21 protein-coding genes are annotated in these 17,909 nt (G+C 70.2%); 1 reads left to right on the forward strand and 20 read right to left on the reverse strand.

The window, feature by feature from the left end; all coding sequences use genetic code 11:
• Positions 1-109 precede the first annotated feature (109 nt).
• Together tsf and rpsB are read right to left on the reverse strand one after the other, a co-directional pair.
• Positions 110-946 (reverse strand): translation elongation factor Ts, encoded by an 837-nt coding sequence (tsf, locus tag AC5P09_RS05230; protein ID WP_266433263.1) that lies wholly within the window; start codon positions 944-946, stop codon positions 110-112.
• 98 nt (positions 947-1,044) lie between these two features.
• A complete protein-coding gene (rpsB, locus tag AC5P09_RS05235) occupies positions 1,045-1,995 on the reverse strand; it encodes a 30S ribosomal protein S2 (RefSeq protein WP_388350839.1) in 951 nt (316 codons plus the stop codon).
• Between the two features lie 272 nt (positions 1,996-2,267).
• Between rpsB and AC5P09_RS05240 the strand changes: the two genes are divergently transcribed.
• On the forward strand, positions 2,268-2,855 hold the full coding sequence (locus AC5P09_RS05240) for a M23 family metallopeptidase (protein ID WP_493872670.1): 588 nt from the start codon (positions 2,268-2,270) through the stop codon (positions 2,853-2,855).
• A 123-nt stretch (positions 2,856-2,978) separates the two neighbouring features.
• Here the strand turns inward: AC5P09_RS05240 and AC5P09_RS05245 are convergent, their stop codons facing one another.
• The 18 genes from AC5P09_RS05245 to proS form a co-directional block, all read right to left on the reverse strand.
• Positions 2,979-3,536, reverse strand: coding sequence for a TetR/AcrR family transcriptional regulator (locus AC5P09_RS05245; protein ID WP_493872783.1), 558 nt, complete (start codon positions 3,534-3,536; stop codon positions 2,979-2,981).
• A gap of 83 nt (positions 3,537-3,619) precedes the next feature.
• Positions 3,620-4,462: an RNA polymerase sigma factor WhiG gene (whiG, locus tag AC5P09_RS05250; protein WP_493872671.1), complete on the reverse strand. Its 843-nt coding sequence runs from the start codon at positions 4,460-4,462 to the stop codon at positions 3,620-3,622.
• A gap of 282 nt (positions 4,463-4,744) precedes the next feature.
• Positions 4,745-5,905 (reverse strand): DNA-processing protein DprA, encoded by a 1,161-nt coding sequence (gene dprA, locus AC5P09_RS05255; protein ID WP_493872672.1) that lies wholly within the window; start codon positions 5,903-5,905, stop codon positions 4,745-4,747.
• Positions 5,902-7,521 carry a YifB family Mg chelatase-like AAA ATPase gene (locus AC5P09_RS05260; RefSeq protein WP_493872673.1) on the reverse strand — a complete coding sequence of 540 codons (1,620 nt, stop codon included), beginning with the start codon at positions 7,519-7,521 and terminating at the stop codon, positions 5,902-5,904. Before AC5P09_RS05260 ends, dprA begins: the two co-directional genes overlap by 4 nt.
• 1 nt (position 7,522) lies before the next feature.
• Entirely contained in the window at positions 7,523-7,894 is a 372-nt protein-coding gene (locus AC5P09_RS05265; RefSeq protein ID WP_307677555.1) for a YraN family protein, read from the reverse strand.
• A 130-nt stretch (positions 7,895-8,024) separates the two neighbouring features.
• A complete protein-coding gene (locus tag AC5P09_RS05270) occupies positions 8,025-8,333 on the reverse strand; it encodes a DUF2469 domain-containing protein (RefSeq protein WP_069765426.1) in 309 nt (102 codons plus the stop codon).
• Positions 8,334-8,389: 56 nt separating this feature from the next.
• Positions 8,390-8,923: an NUDIX hydrolase gene (locus tag AC5P09_RS05275; protein WP_345564232.1), complete on the reverse strand. Its 534-nt coding sequence runs from the start codon at positions 8,921-8,923 to the stop codon at positions 8,390-8,392.
• Complete coding sequence (lepB, locus tag AC5P09_RS05280) at positions 8,913-9,689, reverse strand: signal peptidase I (protein ID WP_493872674.1); 777 nt, start codon at positions 9,687-9,689, stop codon at positions 8,913-8,915. Before lepB (AC5P09_RS05280) ends, AC5P09_RS05275 begins: the two co-directional genes overlap by 11 nt.
• Before the next feature lie 94 nt (positions 9,690-9,783).
• Positions 9,784-10,764 carry a signal peptidase I gene (gene lepB, locus AC5P09_RS05285; protein ID WP_493872675.1) on the reverse strand — a complete coding sequence of 327 codons (981 nt, stop codon included), beginning with the start codon at positions 10,762-10,764 and terminating at the stop codon, positions 9,784-9,786.
• Positions 10,652-11,749, reverse strand: coding sequence for a signal peptidase I (gene lepB / locus AC5P09_RS05290; protein WP_493872676.1), 1,098 nt, complete (start codon positions 11,747-11,749; stop codon positions 10,652-10,654). Before lepB (AC5P09_RS05290) ends, lepB (AC5P09_RS05285) begins: the two co-directional genes overlap by 113 nt.
• Positions 11,742-12,482 carry a signal peptidase I gene (lepB, locus tag AC5P09_RS05295; protein ID WP_493872677.1) on the reverse strand — a complete coding sequence of 247 codons (741 nt, stop codon included), beginning with the start codon at positions 12,480-12,482 and terminating at the stop codon, positions 11,742-11,744. The genes lepB (AC5P09_RS05290) and lepB (AC5P09_RS05295) overlap by 8 nt, the downstream gene beginning before the upstream one ends.
• 45 nt (positions 12,483-12,527) lie before the next feature.
• Positions 12,528-12,878 carry a 50S ribosomal protein L19 gene (gene rplS, locus AC5P09_RS05300; protein WP_493872678.1) on the reverse strand — a complete coding sequence of 117 codons (351 nt, stop codon included), beginning with the start codon at positions 12,876-12,878 and terminating at the stop codon, positions 12,528-12,530.
• A 132-nt stretch (positions 12,879-13,010) separates the two neighbouring features.
• A complete protein-coding gene (trmD, locus tag AC5P09_RS05305) occupies positions 13,011-13,844 on the reverse strand; it encodes a tRNA (guanosine(37)-N1)-methyltransferase TrmD (protein ID WP_493872679.1) in 834 nt (277 codons plus the stop codon).
• Positions 13,844-14,422 carry a ribosome maturation factor RimM gene (rimM, locus tag AC5P09_RS05310; RefSeq protein WP_493872680.1) on the reverse strand — a complete coding sequence of 193 codons (579 nt, stop codon included), beginning with the start codon at positions 14,420-14,422 and terminating at the stop codon, positions 13,844-13,846. The genes trmD and rimM overlap by 1 nt, the downstream gene beginning before the upstream one ends.
• A gap of 95 nt (positions 14,423-14,517) precedes the next feature.
• Positions 14,518-14,757: an RNA-binding protein gene (locus tag AC5P09_RS05315; protein WP_005479813.1), complete on the reverse strand. Its 240-nt coding sequence runs from the start codon at positions 14,755-14,757 to the stop codon at positions 14,518-14,520.
• A gap of 2 nt (positions 14,758-14,759) precedes the next feature.
• Positions 14,760-15,179 carry a 30S ribosomal protein S16 gene (rpsP, locus tag AC5P09_RS05320; RefSeq protein ID WP_053747997.1) on the reverse strand — a complete coding sequence of 140 codons (420 nt, stop codon included), beginning with the start codon at positions 15,177-15,179 and terminating at the stop codon, positions 14,760-14,762.
• A gap of 290 nt (positions 15,180-15,469) precedes the next feature.
• A complete protein-coding gene (locus AC5P09_RS05325; RefSeq protein WP_266433294.1) occupies positions 15,470-16,072 on the reverse strand; it encodes a hypothetical protein in 603 nt (200 codons plus the stop codon).
• Between the two features lie 260 nt (positions 16,073-16,332).
• Positions 16,333-17,748 (reverse strand): proline--tRNA ligase, encoded by a 1,416-nt coding sequence (gene proS, locus AC5P09_RS05330; RefSeq protein ID WP_493872681.1) that lies wholly within the window; start codon positions 17,746-17,748, stop codon positions 16,333-16,335.
• Between the last annotated feature and the right edge of the window lie 161 nt (positions 17,749-17,909).

The raw sequence follows: 17,909 nt of genomic DNA on the forward strand, positions 1-17,909 counted from the left end.
CGGCAATGGCCTCCTCGTCAGATCTGCTGTCGTCCGCCACACATGTGACGGCGTACGCGGACGACTGCTGCCGACCCTATCGGGGTCGCGCGTCGATCGCGGTACGGACTCAGATGCCGACCTTGATGCGCGTGAAGCGCTTCAGGGTGACACCCGCCTCGTCCAGAACCTTCTGGACGGACTTCTTGTTGTCGAGCGCGTACGGCTGGCCGAGCAGCGTGGCGTCCTTGAAGAAGCCGTTGACGCGGCCCTCGACGATCTTCGGCAGGGCGGCCTCGGGCTTGCCCTCGGCGCGGGTGGTCTCCTCGGCGACGCGGCGCTCGGACTCGACGACCTCGGCCGGCACGTCCTCCTTGGAGAGGTACTTCGGCGCGAAGGCGGCGATGTGCTGGGCGACGCCCTTGGCGATCTCGGCGTTGGGCTTGTCGAGCTCGACGAGGACACCGATCTGCGGCGGCAGGTCGGGCATCGTGCGGTGCATGTACGCCGTCACGAAGCCGTCCGCGAACACCGCGAAGCGGTCGAGGACGATCTTCTCGCCCAGGGTGGCGTTGGCCTCGTCCACGAACGCCTGGACGGTCTTGCCGGGCTCGATCTCGGAGGCGAGCAGGGCCTCGAGGTCGGCCGGGGCGGTCTTGGCGACGTGCTCGGCGATCGTGGTGGCGACGGCCTGGAACTTGTCACCCTTGGCGACGAAGTCCGTCTCGCACTTCAGCTCGACGAGGACGCCGGAGGAGTTGTCGTCGGCGATGATCGAGACCACGGCGCCGTTCTCGGCGGAGCGGCCCTCGCGCTTGGCGACGCCCTTCTGGCCCTTGATGCGGAGCGCCTCGACTGCCTTCTCGACGTTGCCCTCGGCCTCGTCCAGCGCCTTCTTGCAGTCCATCATGCCGGCGCCGGTGAGCTCGCGGAGCTTCTTGACGTCGGCGGCGGTGTAGTTCGCCATGATTCTGGAATCTCTCTCGAAGTCTGAAGATCTACCGGTGCCGGACGGCGGGGGCTTCGTGGGCCCCCGCCGTCCAGAACCCGAAGGTGTGTGAGGGGTCAGGCCTGCTCGGCGTCCGCGGCAGGGGCCTCGGCGGCCGGGGCCTCGGCCTCGACGGGGGCTTCGGCGGCAGCCTCGGCCGGAGCCTCAGCAGCGGCCTCCTCGGCGGGCGCCTCGGCGGCGGGGGCCTCGGCAGCAGCCTCGGCAGCGGCGGGGGCCTCGGCCTCGTCGGCCTTCTTCTCGCCCTCGAGCAGGTCGCGCTCCCACGCGGCCAGCGGCTCGCCCGCGGCCTTGTCGCCCTTGCCCTCGGTGGCGACACCGGAGCGGGAGATGAGGCCCTCGGCGACCGCGTCGGCGATCACACGGGTGAGCAGCGTGACGGAGCGGATCGCGTCGTCGTTGCCGGGGATCTTGTAGTCGACCTCGTCGGGGTCGCAGTTGGTGTCGAGGATGGCGACGACCGGGATGTTGAGCTTCCGGGCCTCGCCGACCGCGATGTGCTCCTTCTTGGTGTCCACGATCCAGACGGCGCTGGGAACCTTGGACATCTCGCGGATACCGCCGAGGGTCTTCTCCAGCTTGGCCTTCTCGCGCGAGAGCACGAGAAGCTCCTTCTTGGTCAGACCGGACGCGGCGACGTCCTCGAAGTCGATCTGCTCGAGCTCCTTGAGGCGCTGCAGACGCTTGTAGACGGTCGAGAAGTTGGTGAGCATGCCGCCCAGCCAGCGCTGGTTCACGTAGGGCATGCCGACGCGGGTCGCCTGCTCGGCGATGGCCTCCTGCGCCTGCTTCTTCGTGCCGACGAACATGACCGTGCCGCCATGGGCGACGGTCTCCTTGACGAACTCGTAGGCGCGGTCGATGTACGACAGCGACTGGAGCAGGTCGATGATGTAGATGCCGTTGCGCTCCGTGAAGATGAACCGCTTCATCTTCGGGTTCCAACGACGGGTCTGGTGACCGAAGTGGACGCCGCTTTCCAGCAGCTCCCGCATCGTGACGACGGCCATGGCCGTTCTCCTTGGTGTTCTCGGTTGTGCCGCGCGCGCCGGATGGCACTCGCGCCTGACGCCCGCGATGCGCCTTGCCGCTAGGGACCGAGAGGCGCTGACACCAGCTTTGTGATGGCCTGATGTCGGGGCGTGCGAAGTCGACCCGGTGACCCGGATCGCCAGAAGAAGTGTACGGGACCCGCGAGGCACCGGGTGACGCCGCTGTCCACAACCAGGGAGTAGTCCACAGGTCCCGGCCGGGAGCGGAGCGCGTGCGGGACCGTTCTCGCATGCGAGCGATGCGATGTCTGGCTACGTGGACGGGGCTGCTGCTTCTGGCGGCGACGATGCTGACCTGCACGCCCCCACCGAGCAGCCGGCCGACCCCTTTCCGCCCGGCGGCCACGGACACCTCCGTCCCGCCCCTCGGCCGCACCTGGCCGGTGGGCACCCGCCCACCGGTCCTGCGCGGCTGGGAACCCCCCGCGACGCCCTACGGCCGCGGCCACCGAGGCGTCGACCTCGCGGCCTCCCCCGGCACACCAGTACGAGCGGTCGCGGCGGGCCGGGTGTCCTTCGCGGGCCGGGTGGCCGGCAAGGGGGTCGTCTCGGTGGAACTGCCGGGGACTGGCGACCCACCCCTGCGCACGACGTACGAGCCGGTACGGGCGTCGGTGAAGAAGGGCGAGGAGGTGGCGGCGGGCGAGGAGGTGGGCACGGTGGAGCCGACGGGCTCTCACTGCACGACTGCATGCGTGCACTGGGGCCTACGCAGAGGCGAGACCTACCTGGACCCACTGTCGCTGCTGCCACCCTGGCTGCTCACCCGTGGACCATCGCGGCTCCTGCCGGTGATCGGCGTACCGGTGCCGCCGTAGCTGCGGGTGCTGTCCCAGCCGCCGTAGCTGCGGGCAGTCGTGCCGCTGGGGCGGCACGGGTGGGCGCAGCGGCACCCCGCCGGCGCCGGGTTGCGACCGACCCCCGCCCAGCCACAGCCGACGTCAGCCTCGGAGACCCCGCAGAGCCATCCGCACAGCCGCCTCCGTGATCACCGAAGGTTCCTCCGCCGCCCCCAGCTCGATCCGCCGCACCGCCGCATCCACAACCCCCTGCAACAGCATCGCCGCCATCCGAGGCTGCTCGTGCCCCATCTCCCCCAACGCCTCGACGATCATCGCCACCAGCCCCCCGTGCGCGGCCCGGATCTTCTCCCGAGCCCCCGCGTCCAGCTCACTCGCGGAGATCGCCACGACAGCCCGGTGCCGCCGGTCCCCGACCAACGCCAGCTGCTGGCGCACATACGCCTCGACCTTGGCGTCAGGCGTCCCGGCCCGCTCCATCGCCGCCGACACCTCCGCCGCCCACACGGGAAAGTCGACCTCGCACAGCTCCTCGACCACGGCGGCCCGCGACCGGAAGTACTCGTACACGGACGACCGCGCGAGGCCCGTCCGCTCGGCCAGGGCCGGGAAGGTCAGCGCCTCCGTCCCGCCCTCGGACAACAGGGAACGAGCCGCGTCCAGCAGGGCGGCTCGCTGCATCGACCGGTGCTCGGCCACGGAGGCCGCTCGAATCCTTGGCACGTCAACCACTCTACGGACGGAGCATCGTCGGCGGGAGTGGCTCCCACCGCTCCACGCCCTCAGCGACCGAAACTCGCCAGCTTCGCGCGCAGCTGGAGCACCGACTTGGTGTGGATCTGACTCACCCGGCTCTCGGTGACCCCCAGCACGTTCCCGATCTCGGCGAGCGTGAGCCCTTCGTAGTAGTACAGCGTGACCACGGTCTTCTCCCGCTCGGGCAAGGTGTTGATGGCCCGCGCCAGGAACCGCCGCAGTTCCCGGTCCTCGGCCACCTCCACCGGGTTGTCCGCGGCGGTGTCCTCCAGCGTGTCCATGAGGCTCAGCCGGCCGCCGCCCTCGCCACCGACATGCAGCAGCTCCTCCAGAGCCACCACGTTCGCCAGCGACAACTGACTGAAGACGGCGTGGAGTTCGTCGACCGCGATGCCCATCTCGGCGGCCACTTCCCCCTCGCTCGGCGTCCGCCGCAGCCGCGCCTCCAGCGTGGCGTACGCCCGCTCGACGTTGCGTGCCTTCTGCCGTACGGACCGCGGGATCCAGTCCAGCGCCCGCAGCTCGTCGATCATCGCACCGCGGATCCGGGTGATCGCGTACGTCTCGAACTTGATCTCCCGGTCGACGTCGAACTTCTCGATCGCGTCGATGAGCCCGAAGACCCCCGACGAGACGAAGTCCGCCTGCTCCACATTGGGCGGCAGACCGACGCTCACCCGTCCCGCCACGTACTTCACGAGCGGTGAGTAGTGCAGGATCAGCTGCTCGCGCAGCCGCTCGTCCCCCGTCGCCTTGTACGACCGCCACAGCTCGTCGAGCGTCGAGGGAGCGGGCGGCCGCACGCTGCCACCGTCGCGGGCGGCTGGGGGGATCGCCGCCCGGTCGGACCCGGAGGTGTGCTGGGGCATTCGTCGCCTTGTGCCGTTCTGCCGTGAAGTGGGGGGACCTGGGTGAGCTGTCGGACTGATGTCGTTCTGATGCCGAGTCGCCTGTCTGTGTCGGAATCCTCGTGAGCGTAGCGTGACTGAAGTGTCGCGGTGCGCGAAGGGCGAGGCTCGGACCATGCGCAGATACGTTCCGCTGGACGCCCTGCCGAGCCCCGTCCGTCGCTCTACGTGATCACCGGAGGGCGCCAACTGCGGGAATTTCCAAGGGCATCAGGGTTCCCCCGGACGGCCGAACACGCTCGGTCAACACCCGCCTCCGCCACCGCCCGCGGAGATCATTGCCTGGCGTGTCAACTTCCAGCCGTCGCCGTGTCGTTCGACGTAACCAAGTGATCGGAGTTCGTACAACCTCGCGATCGCGTCGTCCCGGGTCGTCAGCGCGCCGCGCGCGATCTCGTCCGGCGTCGCCGCGCGGCGTCCGGGCAGTGCGGCCAGGACCCGCCGGGCGGCGGCGTCGAGCAGATCACGCGGCAGCACGGGCCCGCGCCGGTCCGGGGCCAGCTCCCCCATGTCGCCGACGAGTTCGACGACTTCCGCGGCGTCCGTGACCAGCACCGCCTCCCCGCGCAGCAGCTCGTGCACACCGGCGGAGAGGCCGCTGGTGGCCGGGCCGGGCACGCCCATGGTGTGGCGGCCCAGGCGCTGTGCCGCACGTGCGGTGACCAGCGAACCGCTGCGATGGGCGGCCTCGACGACGACCGTGCCCCGGGTGAGCGCGGCGATGACCCGGTTCCGTAGGACGAACCTGCTCGGTGTCGGGTGATCGCCGGGCGGCAACTCCCCGATCACCAGCCCCTGTTCCGCGATCCTGCTGATCAACTGGGTGTGTCCGCGCGGGTAGGGCCGGTCCACTCCGCAGGCGAGTACGGCAACGGTGGCGCCGCCGGCGCCGAGGGCTCCGCGATGGGCGGCGCCGTCGACCCCGTAGGCACCGCCGGACACCACGACCCAGCCGCGTTCGGCGAGGTCCGCGGCGAGAGTGGCCGCCATGTGGGCGCCGTACTCGGTGCAGGCGCGGGCGCCGACCACGGCCACCGAGCGGAGCGCCCACATACGCAGGCTGGGCTTTCCACGCACCCACAGGCCCAGGGGCCGGGCGTCCCCCAGGTCGTCGAGCTGTCCCGGCCACTCGGCGTCGCCCGGCCCCACGAACCGCACCCCGGCGTCCCGCGCGACGGCGAGATCCCGCCCGGGCTCGGCCGCCGCCGCCCGCCCGAGCAGCCCGGCCCACCTCTTGTCACTCACCCCGGGCAACGGCATCCCACCGCCCCGCAAGCGCCGGACCACCTCCCGCACCCCGTACTCCCGCACCCACCGCCCGGCGACCTCGTCACCGGGCTCGATGACCCGGGCGAGGAAGACCCGCCCGATCAGCTCGCCGTCCGGTTCGTCGCCGACGCTCACGTCAGCGCTCCGATGGCCATGGGGACGCCCCGTGGCACTCCCGTGCGCAGTTGCAGCGCCAGGGCGACGTCCGTCGCGTCGGGACGGTCGTGGCCGACGAGGTCCGCGACGGTCCAGGCCACGCGGAGCACGCGGTCGATCCCGCGAGCAGTCAGCACGCCCCGCTCCAGGTTCCGCTCCGCGTCGTCCATGGCACCGGGTACGGCATGCCAGCGGCTGCGCAGCTCGCGTCCGGGAACCTCGCTGTTCGTGCGCCACGGGGTACCGGCCAGCCGGGTCACCGCTCGTTCCCTGGCCTCTCGGACCCGGTCGGCCACCGTGGCCGTGGACTCGCCCCGGGCGCCGCGCTCGGTCAGCTGGGCGCGGGTGACCCGGTCCACCTCGACCCGCAGGTCGACCCGGTCGAGCAGGGGACCGGACAGCCTGGCCTGGTAACGCCGGATCAAGGAGGGCGGGCACTCGCACAGGTCGTCCGTCTGGGAGAAGCGGCCGCATGGGCAGGGGTTGGCGGCCAGCACCATCAGGAACCTCGCCGGGAAGCGCACCACGCCCGCAGTGCGCGCGATCACGACATGCCCCGCCTCCAGGGGCTGCCGGAGGGCGTCCAGGGCCCGACTACTGAATTCGGGTGTTTCATCCAGAAACAGAACACCTCTGTGCGAGAGCGACACTGCGCCGGGCCGGGCGATGCCGTTACCCCCGCCGACCAGCGCCTGCATCGTCGCCGAGTGGTGCGGGGCGCAGTAGGGGGCGACATCGATCAGGGGCTTGCCCGGAGGCAGCAGGCCCGCCACCGAGTGCACCGCCGTGACCTCCAGCGAGTCCTGCCGGCCGAGGCGCGGGAGGATGGCGGGCAGCCGCTCCGCGAGCATCGTCTTCCCGGCGCCGGGCGGCCCTTCCAGGAACAGGTGATGTCCGCCCGCCGCGGCGACCTCCACGGCCGTGCGCGCCGAGATCTGGCCCACGACGTCGGCGAGGTCGTGGTCGAGCTGTCCGGCACCCATGCTGTGCATTCCGGTGGCCGCGCCGGTGCCCGGCACCCGCAGGCCGGCGAGGAGCGGGTCGGGGCGGCCCACGTCGTCCGGCTCCTCGTCCGGCACGGGCTCGTCCGCCAGGACCGCGATCAGCTGCCGCAGACTACGCACCCCCAGCACCGACACACCGGGCACCAGGGAGGCCTCGGCGGCGGCGCATTCCGGCACCACCACCTGCTCGTAGCCGGCGTCCGCCGCGGCCAGCACCGCCGGGAGGATGCCCCGCACCGGCCGCACCCGACCGTCGAGGCCCACTTCCCCGATCATCACGATGTCGGCAAGGACCCGCGGATCGATCCGCTCGGCCGCGCCCAGCACCGCGGCCGCGACGGCCAGATCGAACCCGCTGCCGCTCTTCGGGACGGACGCCGGGCTCAGACCGACCGTCAGCTTCTTCTGGGGCCACGAGGCACCCGAATTGACCACCGCCGCCCGAACCCGGTCCCGGCTCTCCGTCAGGCTCTTGTCCGGCAGCCCCACCAGCGTGAAGGCCGCGACCCCGGGTTCCAGGTCGGCCTGGACCTCGACCACCACGCCCTCGACGCCCACCAGCGCCACCGAGCACGTACGCGCGAACCCCATCTCAGGCCACCCCCCGCACATGCTCGACCACGGGCGCCCCGCGGCTGGGCAGGACGACCCCCACCAGGTCGATGCGGACACCTCCCGGCGGTGCCCCTCCGTGTGCGTGGATCCAGCGTTCGGCGAGGCCTCGCAGGCGCTCCGCCTTGTCGGGGGTCACCGCGGCCATCGGATGCTCGAAGAGCCCGGCCCGCCGCGTCTTGACCTCGCAGACGACCAGGACGTCCCCGTCCCGCGCCACGATGTCGATCTCGCCGGTCCTGCCACAGCGCCAGTTGCGCTCCAGGACCGTCATCCCGGCCTCCGCCAGCCGTCGCGCGGCCAGCGTCTCGCCGTACTTGCCGAGTGCACTGCGTGCCTGATGTGTGTTCATGTCGGCACCACCTCCGGCGCCAACCGTCACGCACTCAGGCCGACCAAGTTGATCTTGGTGGACTACTCACCGGTTGTGGAAAACTCCGCCACTCCGGAGAGGGAACCCACCCGCAACCTCACCCGCGACCTCACCCGCCGGGCAGCTCCAGGTCGTTCTTGTTCAGCTCCTCGATGTTCACGTCCTTGAACGTGAGTACCCGCACCTGCTTCACGAACCGAGCCGGCCGGTACATGTCCCACACCCAGGCATCCGCCATGGACACCTCGAAGAACACCTCGCCCTGGACCGAGTGCACCTGCATCTCGTAGTCGTTGGTCAGATAGAAGCGCCGCTCGGTCTCGATCACGTATTTGAACAGACCGACGACATCGCGGTACTCCCGGTAGAGCTTGAGCTCCATCTCGGTCTCGTACTTCTCGAGGTCCTCGGCGCTCATGGCATGTTCCCCTTCAGCCGTGCGATCCCACCATTGTGCGCCAGTCCCGCGAGCCCCTAGACGATTTCGGTGTCCAGGGTCACGGGTCCGGCCGGGGGACCTTCGTCGAGCAGCCTGCGCAGCAGCTCGGCGAGTCTGGTCGGATACACCGTCTCATGTGCCTGGCTCAGTTCCCGACACGTCCACCAGCGCGCTCCGGCGACACTGCGCCGCTCCAGCTCGGTCAGCCCCATGGCCGCGGGCACCACGCCGGGCGTATGGGCCGTCCGGGCCAGGTAGTACCACTCGTCCTGGTCCCAGCGCCGGCCGGCGAACGGGAACGAGCACGTCCGCCGCCAGAGCACCGGGCCGAGCTCGACCTCGGTGATGCCGGTCTCCTCGGCGAGTTCCCTGAGCGCGGCCTCTTCACGTGTCTCGTCGCCCTCCAGGCCGCCGCCGGGTGTGAACCACCAGTCGTCGGCCGGATCGTCCGGCTCATGGCCGTGCAGCAGGAGGATGCGGTCCTCGGGATCGAGGAGGACCACCCGGGCCACCTTGCGCAGACCGCCCTCGTACGTGTCCCGGCCCGCGTCCGTCGCCTCAGCGGGCACCGGCCGGCTCCGTCCGCGTCCGGGCGCGGGAGCGCCCGCCGAGCAGCTTGGCGACCGGTCCGTACGCGCCCCCGCCGAGGACGAGCACGGCCCCGACGACGATCAGCGCGACGATCGTACGGAGCGGGCCCGGCGAGGACAGCGCGCCGAGCGCCTCGAAGCCGGTCGGCGGCTCCAGCATGCCGTTCATGGGCCAGACCACGGCGTCCACCCGGGCCGTCACGGCGCTCCGGGCCACCGTGCCGTTCGCCGCGTCGGTGAGGTGGGTCGAGGAGTCCAGGGAGCCCGCTCGCTCGTCGCCCAGCAGGAACAGCCGGCCCTCCGGCACCGTCACGGTCGGAAAGCCCGTGATCTCGGCCGCGCTCCCCTCGGGCAGATACGGTTCGTCGATCTGTTTGCCGTTGACGGTCAGCTTGCCCTTGCTGCAGCACGCCACCGTGTCGCCGCCGATCGCGACCACTCGCTTGACCACGGGGGCGTTGGTCACCCAGGTCTTGTCCGAGAAGACGACGACGTCGCCACGGCGTATCTCACCACCGTCGACACGTTGGGCCAGGACCCGGTCGCCGGCGTCGATCGTGGGCGTCATCGAGCCGGTGGGCACGGTGTACGGGCGGTAGACCACCGCTCCCCAGGCGAAGCCCCCGAGGAACAGCACAAGGCCCAGTGCGACGGCCAGTCCGGACAGTCGCTGTCCGGTCCGGCTGCCCACCGGGCCTGTGCTCCCGCTGCGCGGGGCCGTACGCGTCGTGCTCTCGCCACCCATGGATCCGCACCCTACCCGGGGGTACCTGACCCGGTCAGCCCTTCGGCCCCGACCAAGGTCACAAGCTGTACGAGGGTTTTGTCGAGCCTTGACCTCAGCGTGTCCCGACGACGGTGATCTTCCGACGGCGCCACAGCGCCACCGGCACCACACCGACGAGGGCGAGCGCGTCCGGCGCGACCGTCAGGGCCGGGGACGCCGACGACTGGGTGTTCAGACCGGACTGGTCGAAGGTGTCCGGGACCGGCAGGGTGCCCCAGCGGTTGATCGGCCAGGCCTTCACGATGGCGCGGCCGACGACCTCGTCCACCGGGACCATGCCCTTGTTCTTGTCGTTCTGGTTGTAGCGCGAGTCGCGCGAGTTCTGCCGGTGGTCGCCCATGACCCAGATGAAGCCCTTGGGGACCTTCACCGTGAACTGGCCGCCCTGGTCGTCCTGGCTGCACGGCGTGTTGCCGGGGTAGACGTACGACGCCTCGTCCAGCGCCTTGCCGTTGACCTTCAGCGGGCCGGTGCCCGAGCACGACACGGTGTCGCCGCCGACGCCGACGACCCGCTTGATCAGGTCCTTCTCCTCGGCGGACGGCATCAGGCCGATCCAGCTGAGGAACGTCTGCACCGCGTTCGGGTCCGCCGTCGGCTCGCCCGCCAGCCAGTTGGCCGGGTCGTGGAAGACGACGACCTCGCCGCGCTCGGGCTCGGAGCCGAACCACGGGGTGAGCTTGTCGACCAGGACGCGGTCACCCTCCTGGAGGGTGTTCTGCATCGAGTCGGAGGGGATCGAGAACGCCTGCACCAGGAACGTCTTGATCAGCAGCGCGAGCACCAGCGCGATGCCGATCAGGATGGGCAGCTCCTTCCAGAAGGAGCGCGGCTTCTTCGCCTTGGGGGCCGAGCCACCCGGACCCTGGTCGCCCGTCCCGGTCTCCTCGGTCATCGTGCCGTCCTCGGTCGCCCCGGAGTCACTCCCGGAGGTCACGGCGCTGTTCGCGGCCGGGCCGGCGGATTCCACGGGGCGCCCGCGGTGCTCCTCGCCGTCGTGCCCGGACCGTGCGCCAACCGCCACATCCCCCACGCCAACTCCTTACTCTGTGCCGCTGCCTGCCCCACATTCGGCGCAGGCCCACCACTCCCATAACGAGCGGGAGTTCCGCAGGGCTCGGGAGTTGGATCGATGCGTTCGGATCGTCGGGTGCAACCCTAAGCGACGGTGGAGCGGCCGCGGTCGACCCGGTCGCCGAGTCGGACACGGAAGCGTAGGTTTTCGGCTCCTCCAGCGAGGTCCAGTGGCCGAAGGGCCAGGCGATGACCATGGCCCGGCCCACCACCGAGTCCTCGGAGACCGTGCCGCGGTAGTCGGTGTTCTGGTGCACGCGGGAGTCCGCGGAGTTGGCCCGGTGATCGCCCATCACCCACAGCCGCCCCGGCGGGACGGTGATGTCGAACTCGGTCGTGGAGGGGGCGTTCCCGGGATACAGGTAGTCCTGCTCGGTCAGGGGAACGCCGTTGACGGTGACGCGCCCCTGGGTGTCACAGCACTTGACGCGGTCGCCGCCGACGCCGACGACCCGCTTGATGAGGTCCTTCTCGTCGTCGGACGGCAGCAGGCCGATGAAGGTGAGCGCCTCCTTGACCTGCTTGACGACGATGGGGTCGTCCTTCTTCGTGGTGGTCGTCTCGTCGTTGAGCCAGCCTCCGGGGTCCTTGAACACGACCACGTCCCCGCGCGCGGGCTTGGAGCCGAACCACGGGGTGAACTTGTCGACCAGGACCCGGTCGCCGATCTGGATCGTCTGCTCCATGGAGCCGGACGGGATCACGAACGCCTGGACGAGGAAGGTCTTCAGGACGAGGGCTATGAGGACGGCGACACCGACGAGGAGAGGTATCTCCTTGACCGCTCCGCGCCTGCGGCGCCGCTTGACCTTGCGCTGGAGCTTGCGCCGCTCGGCGCGGGTACGGCCGCTGGCCGAGCCGGAGGAGGAGCGTCGGGAGCCGGTGGGCAGCAGGTTGTCGGCCGCGCTCTCGGGCACACCGCGCGGTTTGCCGCGGTTACCCATGGGCGCCGTCCGCTGGTCCGGGCTCGCTCGTCTCCGGGGCGGGCACGCGCGCGTAGGCATCGGGGCGGTGCAGGCGGGTGAAGTGGCCGACGGGCCAGAGGATCCAGTCGGCCCGTCCGATGACGTCGTCGACGGGGATCATGCCGCCGCCCGGTGAGCCCAGGTGGTCGCGGGAGTCGCTGGAGTCGCTGCGGTGGTCGCCGAGGACGAACAGGGTGCCGGCGGGCACCTCGACGTCGAAGGACACCGTGGAGGGGCTGTCACCGGGATACAGGAACGTCGACTCGTCGACCGACCGGCCGTTCACCTCGATCCTCCCCTCCTTGTCACAGCAGACCACGTGGTCTCCCCCTACCCCCACAACGCGCTTGACGTAGTCCCCGTCCCCGAAATACCCGGTTCCGTCGAACACGACGACATCGCCGCGCCGCGGATCGGCACCGAAACGGTACGCCAACTTATTTACGAGAACGCGGTCCCCGATCCTCAATCCGCCTTCCATGGATCCGCTGGGAATCTGGAAGGGCTGCAGCACGAAGTTGCTGAGCAACAGCAGGAACAGCAGACAGACCAACAGGGTGAGGCTGATCCGCCCGCCGGGCAGCCACGTGGCGGCCCGCGACACCAACACGAAACGCGACCGGCCCTCCGGCCCCCCTGTGTCCGAGATCTCCTCGGCATCAAAGGGGCTGGAGGAGCGGTCGCGCTCCGTCGGCTGTGCTTCGGTGTCCATCGGGGCCAGATGCTATCCGGCCCCTCTGTGGAACCCCGCGCGAGATCAGTTGTCGCGCTTCTCCTTGATCTTCGCGGCCTTGCCGCGCAGCTCGCGCAGGTAGTAGAGCTTGGCGCGACGCACGTCACCGCGGGTGACGAGCTCGATCTTCTCGACGATCGGGGTGTGCACCGGGAAGGTGCGCTCGACGCCGACGGAGAAGGAGACCTTGCGGACCGTGAAGGTCTCGCGGACGCCGGCGCCCTGGCGACGGATGACTACGCCCTTGAACTGCTGCACACGGGAGCGGTTGCCCTCGATGACGCGGACGTGGACGTTGACGGTGTCACCCGGGCGGAAGGCCGGGACGTCGATGCGCAGCGACGCGGAGTCGACGGAGTCGAGCAGGTTGGACATTTCGTCTGCTTTCCTCGCTGATGCCACAGGTCATCAACGGAATCTAGGTCTCTGGAAGGAGTCGTACGGTCGGGGCGGGCGTCGTGTCCCCCTGTGGCAGGGGCGCACGCCCGGACGACGCACAACAGCGACCTATTGTTCCATGCCCTCTGGCCTGCGCCAAAATCGGCCGTCCGGCTCCCCCGCCGGATCCGGCGCCCAGCCCAGGATGGAGAGCATCTCGCGGTCCTTCTTGTCGAAGACCTTGGGGTCGCAGCGCTCGATGAGGTCGGGTCGGTTGGCCGTCGTACGCTTCAGGGCTTCGTCCCGGCGCCAGCGGGCGATCTTGCCGTGGTGGCCGCTGAGCAGCACGTCCGGGATCCCGCGGTCGCGCCACCGGGGCGGCTTGGTGTAGACGGGGCCCTCCAGGAGGCTGGCCATGGCTCCGGGCGCGAAGGAGTCGTCCCGGTGGGACTCGGCGTTGCCCAGGACACCGGGCAGCAGCCGCGCCACGGCCTCGGTGACGACGAGTACGGCCGCCTCACCGCCGGCCAGGACGTAGTCGCCGATGGAGACCTCGTAGACCGGCATCCTCGTCGCGTACTCGTCGATGACGCGCCGGTCGATGCCCTCGTAACGGGCCGGCGTGAAGATCAGCCAGGGGCGCTCGGAGAGCTCGACGGCGAGTTCCTGGGTGAAGGGCCGACCGCTGGGGGTGGGGACGATCAGCGCCGGCGCGTGGGAGCCCGTCTCGTAGCCGTCGGCGAGGACGGAGTCGAGCGCGTCGCCCCACGGGTCGGTCTTCATCACCATGCCCGGGCCGCCGCCGTACGGGGTGTCGTCGACGGTGTTGTGCCGGTCGTACGTCCAGGTGCGCAGATCGTGCACGTGGACGTTCAGTTGGCCACGCGCGCGTGCCTTGCCGACGAGAGAGACGTTCAGGGGGTCCAGGTACTCGGGGAAGATCGTGACGACGTCGAGCCGCATCACGCCTCGTCCCCGGACGAGTCCCCGGCCGCCTCGCCGGCCTCGTCCCTGGAGGACGCGATCTCCGCCCTGTCGTCGATCAGACCAGGCGGCGGGGAGATGACCGCCCGCTGCTCCTCCAGGTCGATCTCGGTAACGATCTCCTCGACGAAGGGGATCATCACCTCGCTCCCGTCGGGCCGCTCGACGATGAAGAGGTCCTGGGAGGGCAGGTGCGAGATCTCGGTGATCCGGCCGACCTCCGTGCCGTCCTCGGTGACCACGTCGAGGTCCATGAGCTGGTGGTCGTAGTACTCGTCCTCCTCCTCGGGCAGCGCTTCCGGGTCGATCTCGGCGATCAGGAGGATGTTGCGCAGGGCCTCGGCGGCGGTCCGGTCGCGGACGCCTTCGAAGCGCAGAAGAAGACGGCCGCTGTGGACGCGGCCGGTCTCGATGGTGAGCGGGCCCGCCGAGGCGGGGTCGGTCGCCAGGACGGCGCCGGGTGCGAGCCGCAGTTCGGGCTCGTCTGTACGGACCTCGACGGTGACCTCGCCCTTGATGCCATGGGCGCGGCCGATCCGCGCGACTACGAGCTGCACTTTTCGAAGATCTCCTGTCGTGACGACCCGTAACGACTACGGGCCGGGGACGGCCCAGTGGCCCTCCCCGGCCCGAGCCGGTGTTGCATTCTGCGTCAGCGGACGTGGTCCACGTCGACGAGGTCGACGCGGACACCGCGGCCGCCGATGGCGCCCACGACGGTGCGCAGGGCGCGTGCGGTGCGGCCGTTGCGACCGATCACCTTGCCGAGGTCGTCGGGGTGCACCCGGACCTCCAGCACCCGCCCGCGACGCAGGTCGCGCGAGGCGACCTGCACATCGTCAGGGTTGTCGACGATGCCCTTCACGAGGTGCTCGAGAGCCTCCTCGAGCATGCTCAGGCCTCGGTCGACGCGGACTCAGCCGGGGCGTCGTCCTTCTTCTCAGCCTTCTTCTTCTGGGTGATGGCCTCACCCTTGCCCTCGTCGTCGCCACCGAGAGCCTCGAACAGCGGACGAGCGGCCTTCTCGGCCGGCTGGAGCAGCGGAGCCGGGGCGGGCTCGCCCTTGAACTTCTGCCAGTCGCCGGTCTTCTTCAGGATGGCGAGCACGGGCTCGGTCGGCTGCGCGCCGACGGAGAGCCAGTAGGCGACGCGCTCGGCGTCGACCTCCATGCGCGAGGGGTTCTGCACCGGGTGGTACAGGCCGATCTCCTCGATCGCACGACCGTCACGACGGGTACGGGAGTCGGCGACGACGATGCGGTAGTGAGGCGAACGGATCTTGCCCAGACGCTTCAGCTTGATCTTGACTGCCACGGGAGTGGGTTCTCCTGGATTTGACGTGGTTGGGCACGGCGAGACGGCCGCGTGGGGTTGCGGTACCCGAGTGCCCGATGGACGCGTCAGCCGGAGGCGAGAGGGTTCCTGTGCGGCTGTCGAGTACAGCTAGCCATTGTGCCATACCCTGCGGGTCGCGTCGGACCGCGGGTGCGGCGAGGCATGACTGAGAGACCCGGCGTCGCGGGGTGCCGCCGCGTACGACCGCGGCGGCACCCCGCGCCCATGCCACCCGCTCGTCCGGCACCCACGAGATGCCGGTGTGACGGTCAGCTCGCCGCCGCGCCCACGACCTCCGGGATGCGGAACGGCTTCCCGCACCCTCCGCACACGATCGGCGCCTGGGCCAGTACCGACGGGACGACCCGGACGTTGCGCCCGCAGTCGCAGACCGCCTTGACCCGGACGCCACCGCCGGAGGAGCCGTGCCGGGCGGCCGGGCCGCGGAAGGTACGGGACGTGTCGGAGGCGGTCGCCACCGAGTGGGCCTTCAGGGCGCGCTGGAGGCGCTCCATGGTCGGGCGGTAACGGCGCTTCGCCTCGGGGTTGAGCGTGACCAGGGAGAAGCCACTGCTCGGGTGCGGCTCCTCGGGGTGGTCCAGGCCCAGCTCCTCGGCGATCGCGAGGAATCTGCGGTTGTGGTAGCGGCCGGCACGGGACGTGTCGCGGATGCCGCGCGCGGCGGCGATGCCATGGACTGCCTCGTGAAGCAGTCGCTCGAAGGAGAGCTCGTGACCGCACGCGGACGACGACTCCCCGATCAGGGACTCTGGCGCGGCAAGATCGGGCAGCTCGGGGTGGTACCGCTGAATGTCGGCCCACGCCTGCGCCAGCTCTGCGGCGAGAACAGGTGGTGTCTGTGTCGTGCTCACGTAATGACAACGAGCCAGAGTGCCGCTGTGTTCCGATTCCGGGGCATCCCAAATAATTTGCACGTACCCGTCAGTTGCCGCTGATGCGTCCTGACGAGGGCGGGTGCGCTGATCTGCGGATAAGCCTCGCAGCTCGTACCAAGCCGGTGCGTAGTCTGACGTACGCCCCGGCACGTAGACGCTGTCCGCGCGCCGGGGTGACTGTGATCCGCAGATGCGCAAGAGACGTTTCGGTCGCTCTCCCGCCGGAAGGCCGCTCCTCAGTAAGCGCGCGCGACGATCGCGACGTTACCCGGTGCGTCGCCGTCCTGAGGCACCGACCCGTCCTCGGCGACCAGACACCGTACGGTCACCGCGTGGTCGGCCAGCTTGGCCTCGCCCTCTTCGCCGAGGGCCGCCCAGGGGATGCGCGCCCAGCGGCCGGCGACGGCGGCCTCGACGGCCTCCTCGATCGTCGACACCTCGGACGTACGGGACTCGCGGCGCTCGCGGGACTGCTTCAGGAGCAGCGCCTGGTCCTCCTCGAGGATCGCGGGGAGCAGGCCGACGAGCGAGTCGAGGGCCACCGGCTCCTTGCCGCCCGGGATGCGGCGGGCCAGCATCGCGGTGCCGTTCTCCAGGTCACGGGGCCCGATCTCGATCCGTACGGGCACACCCTTCAGCTCCCAGTCGACGGCGCGGCGGCCGAAGGGGGTGTCCACGCGGTCGTCGACCTGTACGCGTACGCCCGCCGCCTTCAGCTGATCGCCGAGTTCGCGGACCTTGGCCAGAACCGCCTCGTCGCCCTTGATGGCGAGGACGACGGCCTGGATCTGCGCGAGGCGCGGCGGGACCCTGAGGCCGTTGTCGTCGCCGTGCATCATCACCAGGGCGCCGATCATGCGCGTGGTCGAGCCCCAGGAGGTCTGCCAGACCAGTTCCTGCGTGCCGTCCTTCGACAGGTACGAGGTGTTGAAGGCCTTGGCGAAGTTCTGGCCGAGTTCGTGGCTGGTGGCCATCTGGAGGGCCTTGCCGTCGCCCATCATGCCTTCGAGCGTGAGGGTGTTGATCGCGCCGGCGAACCGCTCCTTGACGGTCTTGCGGCCGGGGACGACGTCCATCGCGAGGACGTTCGCCATGAAGTCCTCGTAGACCTGGCGGTGGATGTGGGCGGCGAAGTCGCGCGCGTCCTCGAAGGTGGCGTGCGCGGTGTGGCCCTCCTGCCACAGGAACTCGGTCGTGCGCAGGAACAGGCGGGGCCTGAGCTCCCAACGGACCACGTTCGCCCACTGGTTGATCAGCAGGGGCAGGTCACGGTAGCTCTGCACCCACTTCGAGAAGTAGTCGTTGATGATCATCTCGGAGGTGGGGCGGACGACCGCCGGCTCCTCCAGCTCCTTGCCGCCACCGTGCGTGACCACGGCCAGCTCCGGCGCGAACCCCTCGACGTGGTCCGCCTCGCGCGTGAGGTACGACTGCGGGATCAGCAGCGGGAAGTACGCGTTCTGGGTGCCCGTCTCCTTGATGCGGGCGTCCATCTCCGCCTGCATCCGCTCCCACAGCCCGTACCCGTACGGTCGGATCACCATGGTGCCGCGCACCGGCCCGTTGTCGGCCAACTCGGCCTTGCTGATCAGATCCTGGTACCAGCGCGGGAAGTCGTCCGCGCGGGGCGTGAGAACGGGAGCCTTTGCCATGGCGCGATGGTACGGGCCCAGGTTGCCGGAATGTGAATTCTCGCCACTGGCACAGTCAACCCACAAGCCGGGCCCGACAACCCCTGGACGAGCGGTCGAGTGCGGAGTTATCTGGCATACGGGGGGAGTGCGAGCGCACGTCACGGGGGCTACGAAATCGG

The organism is Streptomyces sp. a15, from assembly GCF_059026085.1.

Bases quoted from the DNA above. Each gene is read 5' to 3' on its own strand.
- AC5P09_RS05270 (WP_069765426.1), bottom strand. From the start codon at position 8,333: ATGAGCGCCGAGGACCTCGAGAAGTACGAGACCGAGATGGAGCTCAAG.
- lepB (WP_493872676.1), bottom strand. From the start codon at position 11,749: ATGGGTAACCGCGGCAAACCGCGCGGTGTGCCCGAGAGCGCGGCCGAC.
- rplS (WP_493872678.1), bottom strand. From the start codon at position 12,878: ATGTCCAACCTGCTCGACTCCGTCGACTCCGCGTCGCTGCGCATCGAC.
- tsf (WP_266433263.1), bottom strand. From the start codon at position 946: ATGGCGAACTACACCGCCGCCGACGTCAAGAAGCTCCGCGAGCTCACC.
- AC5P09_RS05315 (WP_005479813.1), bottom strand. From the start codon at position 14,757: ATGCTCGAGGAGGCTCTCGAGCACCTCGTGAAGGGCATCGTCGACAAC.
- lepB (WP_493872677.1), bottom strand. From the start codon at position 12,482: ATGGACACCGAAGCACAGCCGACGGAGCGCGACCGCTCCTCCAGCCCC.
- lepB (WP_493872674.1), bottom strand. From the start codon at position 9,689: ATGGGTGGCGAGAGCACGACGCGTACGGCCCCGCGCAGCGGGAGCACA.
- whiG (WP_493872671.1), bottom strand. From the start codon at position 4,462: ATGCCCCAGCACACCTCCGGGTCCGACCGGGCGGCGATCCCCCCAGCC.
- AC5P09_RS05260 (WP_493872673.1), bottom strand. From the start codon at position 7,521: ATGGGGTTCGCGCGTACGTGCTCGGTGGCGCTGGTGGGCGTCGAGGGC.
- trmD (WP_493872679.1), bottom strand. From the start codon at position 13,844: ATGCGGCTCGACGTCGTCACGATCTTCCCCGAGTACCTGGACCCCCTG.
- proS (WP_493872681.1), bottom strand. From the start codon at position 17,748: ATGGCAAAGGCTCCCGTTCTCACGCCCCGCGCGGACGACTTCCCGCGC.
- rpsB (WP_388350839.1), bottom strand. From the start codon at position 1,995: ATGGCCGTCGTCACGATGCGGGAGCTGCTGGAAAGCGGCGTCCACTTC.
- AC5P09_RS05265 (WP_307677555.1), bottom strand. From the start codon at position 7,894: ATGAACACACATCAGGCACGCAGTGCACTCGGCAAGTACGGCGAGACG.
- AC5P09_RS05240 (WP_493872670.1), top strand. From the start codon at position 2,268: ATGCGAGCGATGCGATGTCTGGCTACGTGGACGGGGCTGCTGCTTCTG.